A 16880-nucleotide genomic window follows, 5' to 3' on the forward strand; every position below is an offset into this window, starting at 1 on the left:
AATTCACTTGTAATCATAGAGCTTGGGAGATCAAACGGTGGTAATTGATTGAATTATTACTCGTTCCAGCTGCAGGTTTGACAGTGGCATTATTCGGTGAAAAGTTCAAAAGTAAAAATGATGATAAGAGAAAAATACAGGTGTTTTTTGAGGTGGCTGGAATTGCGATTAAAAGAAATAATGAAGACAAATTGCAATATCCAAAGTTCCAAAAACAAATTGATGATGATCGTAGTACGACTTATGTATATACTTTACCGCTTGGTATGCCGAGTAAAATCATACAGAAGGTTGAGGATGTAGTTTCAGAAGGGCTAAATAAACCAGTACGTATCCAGTACGATAATTATAAATTGAACATCCGTGTGTTCCGTAGAGAAATACCGAAGAACTGGTCATGGTCAATGGATTTAGTAACGAAAGGGAAATGGCGTATTCCAGTTGGCCAGAGTTTAGAAACAATTGTTTATCATGATTTCGATGAAACACTGCATATGGCTGTAGGGGGATTAATTCGTATGGGGAAAACAGTCTTCCTTAAAAATATGTTCGCTTCCTTATCATTAGCAAATCCTGATCATGCTCATTTTTATTTGATTGATTTAAAAGAAGAAGGACTTGAATTTAGTGAATATAAAAAACTGAAACAAGTCGAACAAATCGTAGAAACTTCAGAGCAAGCACACGGCATGCTGCTGAAAGTGATGGAAAAAATGCATGAACGTGGGAAGTACATGAAAGAACGTGGTATCAAGAATATTGTTCACACGAAAGAAAAGGACCGGTATTTCATTGTAGTGGATGAAGGAGCAGTACTTGCACCTGCAAAAGGGCTACCGAGAGCTCATAATAAAATGCTGGAAGAGTGCCAATACATGATTAGTCATATTGCGCGTGTTGGAGGGGCACTTGGGTTTCGTATTGTCTTCTGTACGCAATATCCTACAGGAGATACATTGCCAAGGGTAGTAAAACAGATGGCGAACGCGAAACTCGGCTTCCGTTTACCGACTCGTACCGCATCAGAGGTTGTAATCGATCAGTCCGGATTAGAACAACTACCATCTATTCCAGGAAGAGCTATATATATGAAGGAAAGCTTCACCGTACTGCAAGTGCCGTATATCGATGACATAGTTATGTGGAAACATCTAAAAGAATATGAGGTGGAAAAACATGAACATCCAGAGCCATATGAAAATCAACCGTCAGATGGCGATACTTGCGACGATTAGGAAGCTTCAGTTTGCAACGAGAAGACATTTAATGAGTGTGCATAATATGGGTGGTATACGTAATGCAAACCGTATTTTGGGGGATTTAAAACCATACGTGAGTAAAACCATGCAAGGGAAAGAATATGTGTATTATCTCAATAACGAAGGGCACGCGATGTTTGGTGATGATGGTAAGGTTGTTTCGAGAGGGAAGCTTGCGCATGCGTTATTACGGAATAAAGCGTGGTTACATTTATTTTGTCCAGATAACTGGCAGATTGAAACGGATATACGTTATATAAAGAATAAAGAGAAAAAGAAAATAGTTCCGGATGTGAAGTTTCGGGATGAAGAAAATATACTTCATGCAGTTGAGGTAGATCGCTCGCAGAAAATGAAAGTGAATGAAGAGAAGATAAAAAAATATGAAGAGTTTACCCAAATTTATAAACAGAAGCATAACGGGAAAATGCCAGTGATTCATTTTTTTACAGTGACGAAATATAGAGAAAAGAAATTGGAAGAGTTAGCTGCTAAATATGATGTTCTTGCGAAGGTGTATGTAATAGAAGAAATATAAAAAAGTGCTAACAAGTTTGCAAACGAACTTGCTAACACCTATTCGGAATAGACATAAATTATCGCTGATATGTCGTCTTTGAAAATAGCTTTAGTTAATGAAATCACACTTATGCGAAATGCTTATAAAATCATTCGTGATATGACGGATATAGATGCAAGAGAGTTTAAAGAGTTTGATGATGAATTGGATGTAGATATTATAAAAATAGAAAAGAAAGATTCAATTATTCTAATTTAAATAATAATAGACAAATCCTGTTCATTATATAGGTCAGGATTTGTCATTTTTTCATGTAAATAAGGATATCTTTTGTCATGTATCTTCTCTTTTACATATTTACTTTATTTCCATACAGGATTAAGATGTTTTTTAGAAATAAAAAACTACATCATATGGAAAAGCAATATGTATTAACTCAAAAGAAATTTGAAAGGAATGAGGAATTGTGAAGAAATTAGATGTGCTATTAATGCTATTGAGCGGCCTCTTTCCAGTTGCAGGAATTTTAAAGCAAATCCCGCTAGAACAATCTTTATATATTGGAGGCCTTTTATTTTTTACTAGTTTCGGTAGTTATTTTGCGAAAAAAATATATTCACGTATATGTAGTTGGATAGCGTATGCACCATTTATTACACTATTGTTAGTCATTTGGCATCAAGATATTTCAACTAGTTCAATAATAGCGAATGCGAAAATTGCCGCTTGTATCGCTTTAATTCCATGTTTATTTCGTTTTCGTACATATGGACTTACTTTCGGTTTATTCGCATTATGGGCCGCTTTAATATGGGATATGAAAGAAGTACAGTCGTTAGTCATACTTGAACGTATGTCTAGTTTAATGACAAGCAATTTCAAATATATCATGCTTTTAGTTGGTGGACTGATATTAGGTGGATTACTTGCGATGTTAATTCACCGCAGAGAGAAAAATGATAATAAAGAAAATATAAATCTATTTAAACAAAAAAAGAAACAGAAAAAATTATCCTTTAAGATTCCACTTCCAAGATTACCGAAATTTAGGATGCAATTATTTAAGTTTGGTGGAAAAGTATCAAAACGAAAAACGCCAGAAAAAATACGTGAGCATAATTACGAAGAACCGGCTCCAGCTGCAACATATGAACTGAAAGAGCAAATACATCAATATAAAGAAGGTACTGTTCAAGGACAAACAAGGATGGAACGTCGTAGAAATAGGTATAATGCATAAGAAACTTTAGTAAGCCTTTAATGAGTTATCATTGAAGGCTTTTTTGTAATTACATATTGATTGCTAATGAGAAATGTATCCCGCTTTAATGGGCAGTAAGACCCCCACTGATTAAAGTTTCACTTTATAGCATACCTTAAAGTTAAGGAGTTAAATAAAATAATGGGAGGACAAAATGCTTATTATTACATATATTTCTGTCTGTATATTATTTTTAGTTAGCTTTTTACATGTTTACTGGGCTTTTGGAGGTAAGTGGGCGACAAATAGTGTTATTCCAACAAAAATGGGAAAAAAGGCGTTTACACCAGGTGCAGGAATGACATTGCTCATTGCGTTATTATTAAGTATGGCAGCGATGATTTTATTACAACAAACAAATATTGTTCATTTTGCATTTCCTAATATTATTGTTCGAGTGGGATCCTGGGTGTGTATGATTGTATTTTTCATAAGAGTAATTGGTGAGTTTCATTATTTTGGTATTTTTAAGCGAAAAAAAGATACCCAATTTGCTAGAATGGATACTGCTTTATATATACCACTTTGTGTATTTTTATCTTTATCATTCTTATTAGCAATTATAGCGTGAACATAAAATAGTGGTTGTTTTCTTCAAAATAATATAAACGTGAATTGGCAAATGTAAAAGTGAAAAATCTAGGAGTAAATAAAAGGATGTAAGTGCCTTTTTACCGAATTATAGATTATTATGAAAGGCGGGTGACACTATGAAGTACGTAAAAGTCAGTATGAATGGTGGAAGTGAACACAAATTCTCGATGACTTTAGCTCGGTTTGAAGAACTTATTACTACAGAGAATGGGCTACTAGAAAATAAATTAGTTAGTATTGAAAATGTAATGATTAATCCTACTAATATATCTTCTGTAGTTGAAAAAATTGGTGTACCGGCTAAGTTTATGGAAGCTTAAAAATCGGTACATAAAAAAAACATCCACGGGGGATGTTTTTTTTATGTATAAATATGTTAATTGTACAAGGGATTTATGAGGAGAATTTATAGTGATACTTCGTACATGCACAAAAAATAAGTACAAGCATATATTAGATAGTGGGACAAGACCTTCGTGTCCTACTTAATACTCAGAAAAACCTCTATCACATGAGAGCATCTGATTGCAGGGTGCTCTTTTTTTTATCCCACTTTATCCGGATCTTTAACTTTTAATTTTAAACATATCTTTGATGCTCATAAATATTAAAAATAAAATAATAGCAAAAATTAAGTTAGATAAATAGAAATCTTGATGAAATATTAATTCAAAGATGACATCAAAAGCAAATAAAAAGGCGATAGTAGGTAATATACAAATAAATATAAATCTCCAATTTTTTAGATAATGTTTATAATTAGGAAATACTTTCTCCATAAACATAGCTCCTACATTTTTTATTTTCTATATAATTATACATTTAAATAAAAGGATTTACAAAAGGTTATTTAGCAATCTTTCTAATACATGATTTGACTAAAAAACTTTTAAAGATTAACACTTAAATGATACACTATAATCTACGTTATTTTTGAAATGAATAGAGGGGTTTACATGATAGATAAAATTAAAAATGCTGTAGAGGATATGCACGAAGATGAAGCAAAACATTTACTTCAAAGTATTCTAATCCAATTAAATTTATTAAAAGAAAACTATAGTGAAGATACTATTAAAAATTTGATGGATATTCCTAAGCAACTAACGAGTAATACATCTTATAAAAGAAATGTAAAAGAAGTCTCACACGTACATATTGCATTTGATGATTCAACAGCTGGATGTTTAAAGCATATGCTTGGTCAAGAAGAACGATTGGAAGAGATGGTTGTTGCTTTTTCTGAATTCTTTTCAATTGGGCCGATAAATAAGTTACATATGAATGAAGGGCAACTAGCAAGACAGGAATGGTTAGTAAACAACTTAAATGCTTATGAAAATTATTTTGAAGAAGAGTATTTACCAAGGTTTTTAGAAACTATGGAAGAACTATACGCTATTCCTAGTGAAACGCCTATTACAATTTGGAAAGCCGATAACGCACATGAACATGTAGGTCTATGTTTTGTAATGGCGCAATTAAAAGATAAGAAAAATATTCGCGTTATGAATACATCTGAAGCAAGTAAAGAAATATTAAAACTAGAGTATGTGATTCGTGGAACAGGAGAGTTACCACCTGAAAGTTTAGCTCTAATTCAAAAAAGTTTTGTAAAATTGCCGTATTTAACTGTAGAGAATCGTCTGCAGTTTGAACATGAGTGGGATAGTCTCTCGAAAAGTACGGGATTTTTAAGAGTTTGGACAGACAATGAAGTGCGTTCTGTACAAGAAAATTATTTTGATCAATTTATTATTGAATGTGCGAAAAGTATAGGTGCTGATCAAGAATTCCTAAAAGCTCCTAGAGTAATTGGTGAAGCACTTGGTCTTGTAGAGCAATCAGTTGGCGATACGTTTTTAGAATATCGCTTAAAGGAATTAATTAAACAAGAAGTATTTGAATTTGAAGGTTCATTAGATGAAATGCGTTTCTATAGTGTGAAATTAAGAAAATAATACATCTATTCCGTTTATGAAGAAGCTCGTATTTTTAAAATACGAGCTTTATTTTTTGTTGAATTTAGGCTATACATAAGCTTCCCAGAGAGGGCATATCACATATGAATGGTAAAGGTAATGAAAAGAAGGTGATTTATTAATATGTATAACCAACAAAATTATCCATATGATCAAGCGATGTATTATAATCCACAAAACTACGGGTATGAACCTACAAATGAAGTGAGAGATATTGAACAAGAAGATTACAGACCAGATGATGCAGAAGATGCTCCAACGTCACCACCTCCGTCACAAGCGCCGGCGTTACCGTCTACATTTGCTTCTCCTGCACAACCAGGTAATATGAAATCTTGGATGTGTAACTGTCTAGGAAGATGGGGCTATTTACGCTTATATCGTTCTGGTCCTTTCGGAAGGGATTTATGGTTCTTCCCGACCGAAGTGAGAAGAAATGGAGTATCAGGTTACACGTGGCAAGGTGGTCGTCGTCGTAAAATAAGTTATCACTATCAACAAATTAGTAATTTCATGTGCTTCGCATAAAGAAAAGTGAGAGAGTAGAAAGATTTTACTCCCTCACTTTTTTATTTTTCAATATACGAAGTAAGGTTTTGATTAAAAAGTTGCAATTTTCACGTTTTTATTAGCGTATAATGCATATGTTGGTTGTTTTTTTAAACAAATGAGAGTGAGGGAATACAATGTCAATGAAAAATAAAGTTGGGCTAAGAATAGAGGATGGCATCAATTTAGCTTCAGCTCAGTTTAAAGAAGATGCATATGAAATTTATAAAGAATCTCGTAAAATGCAACCTATCTTATTTGTGAATAAAACTGAATTAGGTGCAGAGTGGCTTATTACAAGATATGAAGATGCTTTACCACTATTAAAAGATAATCGCTTAAAAAAAGATCCGGCCAATGTGTTTTCTCAAGATACATTGAATGTGTTTCTTACTGTTGACAATAGTGATTATTTAACGACGCACATGTTAAATTCAGATCCACCTAATCACAATCGTTTACGATCACTCGTACAAAAAGCTTTTACACCGAAGATGATCGCGCAATTGGAAGGAAGAATTCAGTATATCGCAGATGATTTATTGAACGAAGTTGAGCGAAAAGGTTCATTAAACCTTGTGGATGATTATTCATTTCCTTTACCGATCATTGTGATAAGTGAAATGCTCGGCATTCCAAAAGAAGATCAAGCGAAATTTAGAATTTGGTCGCATGCTGTCATTGCTTATCCAGAAACACCAGAAGAAATAAAAGAAACTGAAAAGCAACTATCTGAGTTTATTACATACCTTCAATATTTAGTTGATATGAAACGAAAAGAACCGAAAGAGGACTTGGTTAGTGCTTTAATACTTGCAGAAAGTGAAGGACATAAACTTAACGCTCGGGAACTATATTCAATGATAATGTTACTAATTGTTGCAGGGCATGAGACAACGGTAAATTTAATAACAAATACGGTATTAGCACTTCTTGAAAATCCGGATCAATTACAGTTATTAAAAGAAAATCCAAAGTTAATTGATGCAGCAATTGAGGAAGGATTACGATATTATTCCCCGGTTGAGGTTACAACTTCAAGATGGGCAGATGAACCTTTTCAAATTCATGACCAAATAATTGAAAAAGGAGATATGGTTGTCATTGCCTTAGCTTCTGCAAACCGTGATGAAACAGTATTTGAGAATCCAGAAGTATACGATATTACTCGCGAGAACAATCGCCATATTGCCTTTGGACATGGTAGCCATTTTTGCCTAGGCGCTCCACTTGCTAGGTTGGAAGCAAAAATTGCTATTACTACGTTATTCAATCGGATGCCTAAACTACAAATAAAAGGGAATCGAGAAGAAATCAAATGGCAAGGTAATTATTTAATGCGTTCTTTAGAGGAATTACCATTAACATTCTAGAATATTTATTATAAGACATGCATACATTGAAAATGTTTTACATAGAGTATGTATGTGTTATTTAAATTCGAAACGGAAGGGTGAAAACATCCCAATGATCAACTAATTCTATTTGTAAGAGATCTTCGTTAAAAAACGAAATATTCTTCTGAATAGGATTAGTCTGTACATTTATAGAAAAGGGATGTATTTCGCTCTGCGAAAATATAGTCTTTTCATATGATTTGTGCTGCCTCCTGTTCAGAACATGAAATAGGGGGCTTTTTTATGTCGACAAATGTAGAAACGAAACAAAATAATGGGGTATCACAAGTATTAAAAAACCGGTTTGTACAGGGGATTCTAGCATCAGCATTATTTTTACAAATTGGAATATGGGTTCGGAACTTTGCGGTATTACTATATGTAATGGAAATGACAAAAGGTGATGCTTTTGCTATTTCGATGATTTCAGTGGCGGAGTTTGCTCCAATTTTCATCTTTTCCTTTATTGGTGGAACGTTTGCTGATAGGTGGAAGCCGAAGAGGACTATGATATGGTGTGAGACTTTAAGTTCTTTATCAGTATTTGCAGTATTAATTACTCTAATGTTTGGAACGTGGAAAATCGTGTTTTTTGTCACACTTATTTCTGCAATCCTTTCGCAATTTTCTCAGCCATCTGGCATGAAATTGTTTAAACAGCATTTATCGGCAGAACAAATTCAATTAGCAATGTCTATTTATCAAACAATATTTGCGATATTTATGGTGTTAGGACCGATTCTTGGAACATTTATTTTTCATAGTTTTGGAATTTATATTTCAATCATTATTACAGGTATCGCTTTTTTACTTGCAGCAGCTGTGTTGTTATTTCTTCCGAAAGATCTTGAGAATGATAATGAGAAGAAAGAAATCACTATATTACAGGAAATGCTTGATGGTATTAAATATGTGAAAAAGAAAAAAGCATTAACTTTGCTAGGGCTTTGTTTTATGGCAGCAGGACTAGGAATTGGTTTAATTCAGCCGTTAGGTATTTTTATTGTGACTGAGCAGTTAGGATTATCAAAAGAGAGTTTACAATGGTTACTAACAGTAAATGGTGCAGGAATGATTGTTGGCGGTGCTTTAGCGATGGTGTTTGCAAAAAATGTTGCGCCGCAAAAGATGTTAATTATCGGTATGCTTGGTCAGGCAATCGGCATCGGTATTATAGGTTATTCCACCAATTTATGGGTAACACTCACAGCACAACTTTTTAGCGGTTTAGCTCTTCCTTGTATTCAAATAGGTATTAATACGCTCATTATTCAAAATAGTGATACTGATTTTATTGGTCGTGTAAATGGCATTTTAAGTCCGCTATTCACCGGTTCAATGGTAGTAACGATGAGTATTGCTGGTTCATTAAAAGAAATGTTTTCATTAAGTACGATGTACGAAGGCACAGCTTTACTATTTATAATTGGATTATTATTTATTTTACCTATATACAATTTAAAGCCAGTTATAGCAATAGAGAGTGAAATGAATAGGAAAGGAAGTGCTGTGCAACATGAATCCTAATCCAAATGTTAAATACCCTATCGAAGGAAATAAAAATGTTCACTTTATAAAAAATACAATAACGAAAGCTAATATACTCGCCGGAGATTATTCATATTATGATGCGAAAGATGGAGAAACATTTGAAGATCGAGTATTACATCATTATGAATTTCTTGGAGATCGCCTTATCATTGGAAAGTTTTGTTGTATTGCAAATGGAGTTACCTTTATTATGAATGGAGCGAATCATCGGATGGATGGATTCTCGGCATATCCATTTAATATATTTGGAAATGGATGGGAGAAGTATACACCTAATTTGTCTGATTTACCTTACAAAGGTGATACAGTTATAGGAAATGACGTTTGGATCGGTATGGATACAACAATTATGCCTGGAATAAAAATAGGGGATGGTGCAATAATAGCAGCTAAATCGGTTGTGACTAGAGACGTTGCACCATATACAATTGTTGGTGGAAACCCTGCATATAAAATAAGGGAGAGATTTTCAAATGCAATAATAGAAGAATTATTGCAAATACAATGGTGGCATTTTCATATTGAAAAAATAACTGAAAATATAGGTGCTATTGTACAAGGAGATATAGAGCCATTAAGAAAGCTAAAAAGGGAATAAAAAATGCATAACAAAAAGTATCATACCTCCGAATTTTGTTAATGATAATAGAACGAGGAGGTGTGATACTATGGCACAAGACGTTTTATGTGAAGTAAACAACTGTAGATTTTGGGCTAACGGCAATAAATGTAGCGCAGACGCAATTTATGTAGTAAGTCATAAAGGAAAACAAGCATCGACTACAGAAGAAACAGATTGCAAAACTTTCGATCCGGAAGTATAAATTTTTGAAGGGTAGCCAAATCGTGGTTGCCCTTTTATTAATTATAGTATTGATAATAAATCTCATTTTCATTCATTGTTTTTAACTTTTCTTTTATTTTTTCATATTTTCTTCATAAGTGATGTAATCCAGAGCAATTCATGTTCGATACGTGATTTACTAAATTCAATGACTTCTGTAATAAAAGGTGAACTAGCATCTAAAGATTGAATAGCAGTAAGTTGTTTATGTAGTATGTCTTGGCGTATTGTTAAAACTTCTTTTCTAGCTTCATAATCAAGCTTTTCAAAAAGCGCGATACGAACAAGAAATTCTATATTGTTTGTCGCGAGTTTTTCGGGAAACTCGCGCAACATTTCAGAAAAGATTTCTTCTCCTGTTTCAGTTATGTCGTACATATTTCGATTTGGCTTACCGACTTGTGTATGTACTTTTTTCGTTATAGCCCTCATACTCTCAAAACGTCGAAGAGAAGGATAAAGCATATTATGATTTAATTCAAAATTCTTACCTATTCGCTTAAAACTCAATAAACTGTTCAGCAAGGTACAAATTTACTGTACCTTGTTTTTTTATTTCTCAATTGTAAAATTTTAGTTGGTTATTTAGTATGGAAGTGTGTGAATAAGAGTAGAGGAGGATGCTTATGTTAACGTGTAATGGAAGTAAGACGTTCCAAACATTTATTAAAGCTGTAACGGATTTAATAAATAGTAATTTGTTAGAAGATCAAATTGTTTGTGGGATTGAAAAATTATTAGAAGAACTTTTAGAAAAGAAAACATGGCTTCCGTTAGAAAAACAGAAGGCGAATTCGGCTCAATATGCACGACACTTGCTTTATGAAGATCCTTTAAATCGTTTTGAAGTATTAGCTCTTGTATGGAAAGATGGACAATCGACTCCTTTGCATGATCATGATGGCACATGGGGAGTAGAAGGCGTATTTACAGGAAGAATAATGGTGCAGAACTTTATACAAACGAAGCAGTTTGAAAATTCACTTGTTTATTTAACTCATACAGGAAATCTTTATTTGGGAGAAGGAGAAACAGATAAAGTCATTCCACCAGCTGATTGTCATATTCTTGAAATAGCAGAAAATGAAAACGTTGTCACTATTCATGTTTACGGAAAACGTTTAGAAAAGTTTAAAATATATGTCCCAACTGAAGAAAAGAATGTGTACATGTGTGAGACGAAATATATTAGTTATAGTTCATAGTTTAAAATCAGAAGCTTTTCTTTAAAAAGAAAAGCTTCTGATTTTATTTTTAATTATTTCTTGACCTGAAACGCTTTTCATAAATTATAACTAAAGAGAACCTCACGAGACCAGTGTGAAAACGATACCTTGAATATAGGTAGAACTCGTGTATTTTAGAAAGTGGTGAAGAAATAATGAAATTAATAGCAATTGATTTAGATGGAACCCTTCTTTCAGGGAATAAAATGATTAGTACAGAGAATGCAAAAGCAATTCGAGCATGTCAAGAAGCGGGCCATGTTGTAGCGATTTGTACAGGACGTTCTATTGTCGATATTGAACGATTATTGTTAGAAGCTGATTTAGAGTGTCCGATCATTGCAGAAAATGGTGCACTTATATATAAAGATAAAAAAATGATGAAAAGATATCCAATTCAAAATATGCAGGCACTTAAAATAGTAGAATATCTTGAAGAGAATGGTTTATATTATCAACTTTATACAGATAAAGGCGTATATGTTCCAGAATATGGAGTGGAAAGTGTACGCAGGGAAATTGAGGATTTGAAAAATTCAAAAACAAATGTGGATATACAAGAATTAGAAACAATTGCAGCATTATACCTTGAGCATACAGCATTTCATAGTACGGAAAGTTGCAAGTCAATTGTAGAAACAGAAATACACGTGCATAAATTGTTGCCATTTTCTTATGATATAGAGAAATTAAAAAAACTAAAAGAAACATTTCTTCATAATTCAGATTTAGCAATTACATCTTCATATTGGCACAATTTAGAGATTAATCATCGAGATGCTCAAAAAGGGAATGGATTATACACTTTAGCTGAATATCTTAATATTTCAGTTGAAAATACTGTTGCGATAGGTGATGGGCTAAACGATGTTTCTATGATGGAAAAAGCGAACATTTCAATTGCAATGGGAAATGCTGTTGAAGAAATAAAAGCGATGTGTAAATATGAAACATTATCTAATGAAGAACATGGTGTTGCACATGCTTTATATAAATATGTAATGTAACATAAAAAGAAAAAAAGAATCCAATTGGATTCTTTTTTTCTTTTTATTAGGGGTAAGGTATTCTATGAGATTCATAGAAGCCTTATTACATTTTATTATATAGAATATATTGGAATAAATGTTTATATTTTTCATGATAATTGTGAAAATTTTATGAACTTTATATGTAATGTATTTTTATATTGCTACTAGTGTGTATAAAACTATGTCAAAACTTAACGAATGTAAGGATGTTAAGGAGAGTTCATGCAACATAAAAGGTCATGATTGGCTCAGCTAATAATCAGTCGGAGATGAATAAAACTTACTAATTAGAGTTTCAATTTGCATGCATATATTTTTTGTTTTTAATTGAAAAATAAAATTTGTTCGAATAATTATTCTTCAGCTATATACCTACAGGCACATTCTTCGTATAATGGAGAAGTATGAATTTAAAGTTTGTATGAATTTTACATATTGAGGTGAAAAAGGAATGAATGCGCGGCTAATGGAACTTATTGATGTGAGTACAATAGAAACCATGGCAGAACAATTTTATCAATTAACCAACATATCACATCAACTTCTTGATGCTGAAAAAGAATGTATATTTTCATTTGGAATAAATGAAAAGAAAATATGTAAACTTCCCAAAATTGAAATCCCCATTTTTTTATACAATCAATATTTAGGATCTTTTGTTGTATGGTCTCAGAAAAGCGAAATTTTCAATTCCCAAAAATACTTTGAAATGCTTTCAAATCTAATTATAGGTGGAGTAATGAAAGGATTTCAAAGTAAAAATACAACGTTACTTACTCGAAAAGAGGAGGAACTACATACAATCTTACAAAACATGCCTGTTATGGTTGATGCACTTGATTATAATGGAGATTTTGTTTTGTGGAATCGCGAATGTGAAATTGTGACAGGCTATACTGCGGAAGAGGTAATTGGAAATCCAAACGCACTTCGATTACTGTATCCGGATCATGATTATCGTCACGAGATACAAAAGAAATTTTTGACTCGTGGAAAGAACTTTAGAGACTGGGAAATGCGTTTAACTTGTAAAAATGGTGAAATTAAAACGATAATGTGGTCCAATATATCAGAACAGTTTCCTGTAAGTGGATTTAGTTATTGGGCTGTTGGTGTAGATATTACACATTTAAAAGCAATAGAAGAGAAATTAATACAACAAACGTCTGAATTGGAATTAATTTTTCAAGCTTTACCAGACTTATGTTTCTTAACAGAAGATGACGGCACAATTATTGATTATAAAGCAGGATCCCCTACAAAATTTTACGTACCCGCAGAAGCTTTTATGGGAAAAAAGTTTTACGAAGTATTACCAACTTCAGTAGCACAAAAATTTCAAGAAGCAATTTTTCAAGTGAAAGAAAAAGGAACAAATGCAATTGTTGAATATCCGCTTACAATTAATGAAAGTATCGATTTCTTTGAAGCTAGATGTTTACCGTTATTACATGATAAAATTATGATTATTGTACGTGATATTACAGAGCGGAAAAAGACAGAAGAATTGCTAAATAAATCAGATACACTTGCAGCAATTGGTCAATTAGCAGCTGGTGTTGCTCATGAAGTTAGGAATCCATTAACAGTCATTAAAGGCTTTATACAGCTATTTCAAATTAATAAAGAAGATCAAGAAAAATATTTTGATCTAATGCTTTCTGAAATTGAAAGAATAGAAGCGATTCTTCAAGAATTTTTGTCGATTGCTAAAACAGATGAACTAAGCACGGAAAAGAAAAATCTTTATCAAATATTTAAAAATGTCGTTTCGTTAATAAATACAAAAGCAATTATGACAAATATTCAAGTTGAATTATATACAGATTCTAAAGATATAATCATTGAATGCTCAGAAAATCAACTGAAACAAGTATTTATTAACATTTTGCAAAATTCAATCGAAGCTATGCCAGATGGTGGGAGAATTTCAATTCACATAAAAGAAATAGGCAAAGATGGTATCATTATTAGTGTAATTGATAAAGGAATAGGAATACCTGAAGAACGAATTAAAAGATTAGGCGAACCTTTTTATAGTACGAAAGAAAAAGGTACCGGTATTGGATTGATGTTAAGTTATAAAATTATTGAAAGTCATCAAGGGAATATAAGTATTATGAGTGAGGTTGGCGTCGGAACAACAGTAACGATTTACTTGCCAAAAATTCAGAGTAAAAAGCCTTTATCAAATTATGATGATAGATTAGAATCAATACGTTCAATTATTAATTCTTAAATACCCAATAACGAAAAGCTAAGCTTTTCGTTATTGGGTATTTTTGTATTTAATTTAGAAAACTTTACCTTTTCTTTAGATTTACTTTAATTTCTATTAAGTTTTTATCAATATATTAGTATTTGTGCAAAGTAATGTATAGAAAATGTGCATTACTTTTAATATATAGATTCAATTATTAATAGAAATACAGTAAGGAGGAGATTATGACAAGGTGAAAAAACAAGAGAAAAAAAGCGGTAGAGCAGTACCGATGCGGTTAAACATTTTATTCTTATGTGTATTTATATTGTTTTCTGCCATGATTATACAATTAGGTAAAGTACAAATTATTGATGGTGAGACGTATAAAAATGAAGTGGAGAAGAGAGAAAATGCAACCGTAAGCCTTTCTGTGCCGCGGGGAAAAATATTTGACCGAGAAGGGAATCCAGTAGTTGATAATAAGTCTTTACGTACAATTACATATACAAAGATGAAAGGTGTAAAATCAGAAGAAATATTAAAAACAGCAAGACAACTTGCAGACATAATTGAAATACCACAAGAAGATATAGATAAACTAACTGAGACGGATAAGAAAGATTTTTGGATGCAATTAAATCCGACACTAACCGAAAAATTAGTATCTAAAAAAGAAATAAATAGGTTCAGAGATAAAGATATTACCGGGAAAAATTTAGATAAAAAAATTGAAGAGTTAAAAAGAAAACGAGTTACGGATAAAAATCTTCAAGATTTAACAGATAAAGATATAAAAGTGTTAGCTATTAAAAGTAAGATGACTTCTGGTTATCAAATGGCTCCACAAATTATAAAAAAAGACGTTAGTGAAAAGGAATTTACTATAATTAGTGAAGGTTTAGCAAATCTCCCAGGTGTAGACGTGTCGGTTGATTGGGAGAGAGTGTATGTGAATGATGGATTATTCCGATCCGTTCTTGGAAATGTTTCTAATTCTGATGAAGGATTACCAAGTGAACGATTAGATTATTACTTAGTACGTGATTATAGCCGAAATGATAGGGTTGGAAAAAGTTATATCGAGCAGCAATATGAAGATGTACTTCATGGTACAAAAAAAGAAGTAAGAAGCGTTGCAGATAAACAAGGTACTACAATTAGAACGGAAACAATTTCTGAGGGAAAGAGCGGTAAGAACTTAACTTTAACGATAGATATGGAATTACAGAAAAAAGTAGAAGAAAGTATAGAAAAAATATTAAAGGCATATAAAGGATCTGAATCTATGTTGGACCGTGCTTTCGTTGTAATGATGAATCCGAAAAACGGACAAGTATTATCAATGGCTGGGAAAAGACTTGTAGAAAAAGACGGGAAAACAGAAGTTGAAGACTATGCATTAGGCACAATGACTAGTTCATATGAGCTAGGATCAACAGTTAAAGGTGCGACAGTTTTAACTGGATTTGAAACGAAAGCTATAACACCAGGTACTTATTTTTATGATGCACCTATGAAGTTTAAAGGTACTAGGGAGAAGAAGTCTTGGAAAGAGTTTGGAAACATTGATGATTTAAGAGCGTTACAAGTCTCTTCAAACGTTTATATGTTTCATACAGCATTAAAAATTGCAGGTGTGGATTATGTGAAAAATAGTTCATTAAATATTAAACAGGAATACTTTGATAAAATGAGGTACTATTTCAGACAATTCGGATTAGGTGTTCCAACGGGTATTGATTTACCGAATGAAACAGCTGGACAAATTGGTAAAAAAGATAATCAGCCGGGTTTCTTATTAGATTACTCAATTGGTCAGTATGACACGTATACACCACTTCAGCTCGTACAGTATATTTCAACAATTGCAAACGGTGGATATCGAATGAAGCCACAAATTGTACAAGAGGTAAGAGAGCAAACGTCGCAAAAAGATGAGATTGGTAAAGTGGTGCATGCAGTAGAACCAATTGTTTTAAATAAAATTGATATGAAAGAGGAATATATAAATCAAGTAAAAGAAGGATTTAGAAAGGTATTCCAAGAGGGTGATGGAACAGGAGTAAGGGCGTTCCAAAAAGCATCTTATAAACCAGCAGGTAAAACAGGAACAGCACAGACAGTTTACGGTGGAGAAAGCGATATTGGAAGAAATGAAAAGGGCGAGAGAAGAGAATGTTATAACTTAACGTTAGCAGGGTATGCGCCATATGATAATCCAGAAGTAGCATTCTCTGTAGTTGTGCCGTGGGTTATGAATGATAAATCTGGCATTAACTCTGATATTGGAAAAGAAGTTTTAGATGCTTATTTTGAATTGAAAAATAAGAGATTGACTGGAGAAAATTTACAAATAGATAGCTCTCAAGAAGGTTAAAACATATGAAATAATATAGAAACTAGAGTCATTTAATTTAGGGATAGATTCAAAATGGGTGATAGAAAGGTAAAATCATTCTATCA

At 32.6% G+C, this 16880-nt stretch carries 18 protein-coding genes; 16 read left to right on the forward strand and 2 right to left on the reverse strand.

Annotated features, from left to right (window positions below; genetic code table 11):
* Nucleotides 1–44: 44 nt before the first annotated feature.
* From ACTFR9_RS05550 to ACTFR9_RS05575, 6 genes are all read left to right on the forward strand, one after another.
* A complete protein-coding gene (locus tag ACTFR9_RS05550) occupies nucleotides 45–1235 on the forward strand; it encodes an FtsK/SpoIIIE domain-containing protein (RefSeq protein WP_229136325.1) in 1191 nt (396 codons plus the stop codon).
* 31 nt (nucleotides 1236–1266) lie between these two features.
* Nucleotides 1267–1797: a replication-relaxation family protein gene (locus ACTFR9_RS05555; RefSeq protein WP_229136429.1), complete on the forward strand. Its 531-nt coding sequence runs from the start codon at nucleotides 1267–1269 to the stop codon at nucleotides 1795–1797.
* A 111-nt stretch (nucleotides 1798–1908) separates the two neighbouring features.
* Nucleotides 1909–2037, forward strand: coding sequence for a hypothetical protein (locus tag ACTFR9_RS05560; protein WP_255256521.1), 129 nt, complete (start codon nucleotides 1909–1911; stop codon nucleotides 2035–2037).
* Nucleotides 2038–2245: 208 nt separating this feature from the next.
* Nucleotides 2246–3019 (forward strand): DUF3959 family protein, encoded by a 774-nt coding sequence (locus ACTFR9_RS05565; RefSeq protein ID WP_000732208.1) that lies wholly within the window; start codon nucleotides 2246–2248, stop codon nucleotides 3017–3019.
* 175 nt (nucleotides 3020–3194) lie between these two features.
* Nucleotides 3195–3611 (forward strand): DUF3995 domain-containing protein, encoded by a 417-nt coding sequence (locus ACTFR9_RS05570; RefSeq protein ID WP_000905588.1) that lies wholly within the window; start codon nucleotides 3195–3197, stop codon nucleotides 3609–3611.
* Nucleotides 3612–3750: 139 nt separating this feature from the next.
* Nucleotides 3751–3954 carry a hypothetical protein gene (locus tag ACTFR9_RS05575; RefSeq protein WP_000878365.1) on the forward strand — a complete coding sequence of 68 codons (204 nt, stop codon included), beginning with the start codon at nucleotides 3751–3753 and terminating at the stop codon, nucleotides 3952–3954.
* A 246-nt stretch (nucleotides 3955–4200) separates the two neighbouring features.
* Here the strand turns inward: ACTFR9_RS05575 and ACTFR9_RS05580 are convergent, their stop codons facing one another.
* Nucleotides 4201–4413, reverse strand: a complete 213-nt coding sequence (locus ACTFR9_RS05580; protein WP_000416564.1) for a hypothetical protein — start codon at nucleotides 4411–4413, stop codon at nucleotides 4201–4203.
* A 177-nt stretch (nucleotides 4414–4590) separates the two neighbouring features.
* Between ACTFR9_RS05580 and ACTFR9_RS05585 the strand changes: the two genes are divergently transcribed.
* The 6 genes from ACTFR9_RS05585 to ACTFR9_RS05610 all read left to right on the forward strand — a co-directional run bounded on the left by ACTFR9_RS05585 (nucleotide 4591) and on the right by ACTFR9_RS05610 (nucleotide 9937).
* Nucleotides 4591–5595, forward strand: a complete 1005-nt coding sequence (locus ACTFR9_RS05585; RefSeq protein WP_229136324.1) for a DUF1835 domain-containing protein — start codon at nucleotides 4591–4593, stop codon at nucleotides 5593–5595.
* A 144-nt stretch (nucleotides 5596–5739) separates the two neighbouring features.
* Entirely contained in the window at nucleotides 5740–6144 is a 405-nt protein-coding gene (locus ACTFR9_RS05590) for a hypothetical protein (protein ID WP_000282685.1), read from the forward strand.
* A gap of 158 nt (nucleotides 6145–6302) precedes the next feature.
* Entirely contained in the window at nucleotides 6303–7538 is a 1236-nt protein-coding gene (gene cypA / locus ACTFR9_RS05595; RefSeq protein WP_229136323.1) for a cytochrome P450, read from the forward strand.
* 267 nt (nucleotides 7539–7805) lie between these two features.
* Entirely contained in the window at nucleotides 7806–9089 is a 1284-nt protein-coding gene (locus ACTFR9_RS05600) for an MFS transporter (protein ID WP_000106380.1), read from the forward strand.
* A complete protein-coding gene (locus tag ACTFR9_RS05605) occupies nucleotides 9079–9711 on the forward strand; it encodes a Vat family streptogramin A O-acetyltransferase (protein WP_001069220.1) in 633 nt (210 codons plus the stop codon). Before ACTFR9_RS05600 ends, ACTFR9_RS05605 begins: the two co-directional genes overlap by 11 nt.
* A 70-nt stretch (nucleotides 9712–9781) precedes the next feature.
* Complete coding sequence (locus ACTFR9_RS05610) at nucleotides 9782–9937, forward strand: DUF1540 domain-containing protein (RefSeq protein ID WP_440048958.1); 156 nt, start codon at nucleotides 9782–9784, stop codon at nucleotides 9935–9937.
* A gap of 101 nt (nucleotides 9938–10038) precedes the next feature.
* Here ACTFR9_RS05610 and ACTFR9_RS05615 read toward each other — a convergent pair whose 3' ends face one another.
* A complete protein-coding gene (locus ACTFR9_RS05615) occupies nucleotides 10039–10491 on the reverse strand; it encodes a PadR family transcriptional regulator (protein WP_050541417.1) in 453 nt (150 codons plus the stop codon).
* Nucleotides 10492–10583: 92 nt separating this feature from the next.
* Between ACTFR9_RS05615 and ACTFR9_RS05620 the strand changes: the two genes are divergently transcribed.
* From ACTFR9_RS05620 to ACTFR9_RS05635, 4 genes are all read left to right on the forward strand, one after another.
* Nucleotides 10584–11162 (forward strand): cysteine dioxygenase family protein, encoded by a 579-nt coding sequence (locus tag ACTFR9_RS05620; RefSeq protein WP_000954452.1) that lies wholly within the window; start codon nucleotides 10584–10586, stop codon nucleotides 11160–11162.
* A 176-nt stretch (nucleotides 11163–11338) separates the two neighbouring features.
* Nucleotides 11339–12190 (forward strand): Cof-type HAD-IIB family hydrolase, encoded by an 852-nt coding sequence (locus ACTFR9_RS05625; protein ID WP_000766401.1) that lies wholly within the window; start codon nucleotides 11339–11341, stop codon nucleotides 12188–12190.
* Nucleotides 12191–12665: 475 nt separating this feature from the next.
* The gene (locus ACTFR9_RS05630) at nucleotides 12666–14453 is read left to right on the forward strand and encodes an ATP-binding protein (protein WP_000994084.1); all 1788 of its coding nucleotides are present in this window, start codon (nucleotides 12666–12668) and stop codon (nucleotides 14451–14453) included.
* A gap of 214 nt (nucleotides 14454–14667) precedes the next feature.
* On the forward strand, nucleotides 14668–16794 hold the full coding sequence (locus ACTFR9_RS05635) for a peptidoglycan D,D-transpeptidase FtsI family protein (RefSeq protein ID WP_000743754.1): 2127 nt from the start codon (nucleotides 14668–14670) through the stop codon (nucleotides 16792–16794).
* Nucleotides 16795–16880: the final 86 nt, after the last annotated feature.

The organism is Bacillus cereus group sp. MYBK222-1 (assembly GCF_051916425.1).
GTDB lineage: Bacteria > Bacillota > Bacilli > Bacillales > Bacillaceae_G > Bacillus_A > Bacillus_A paranthracis.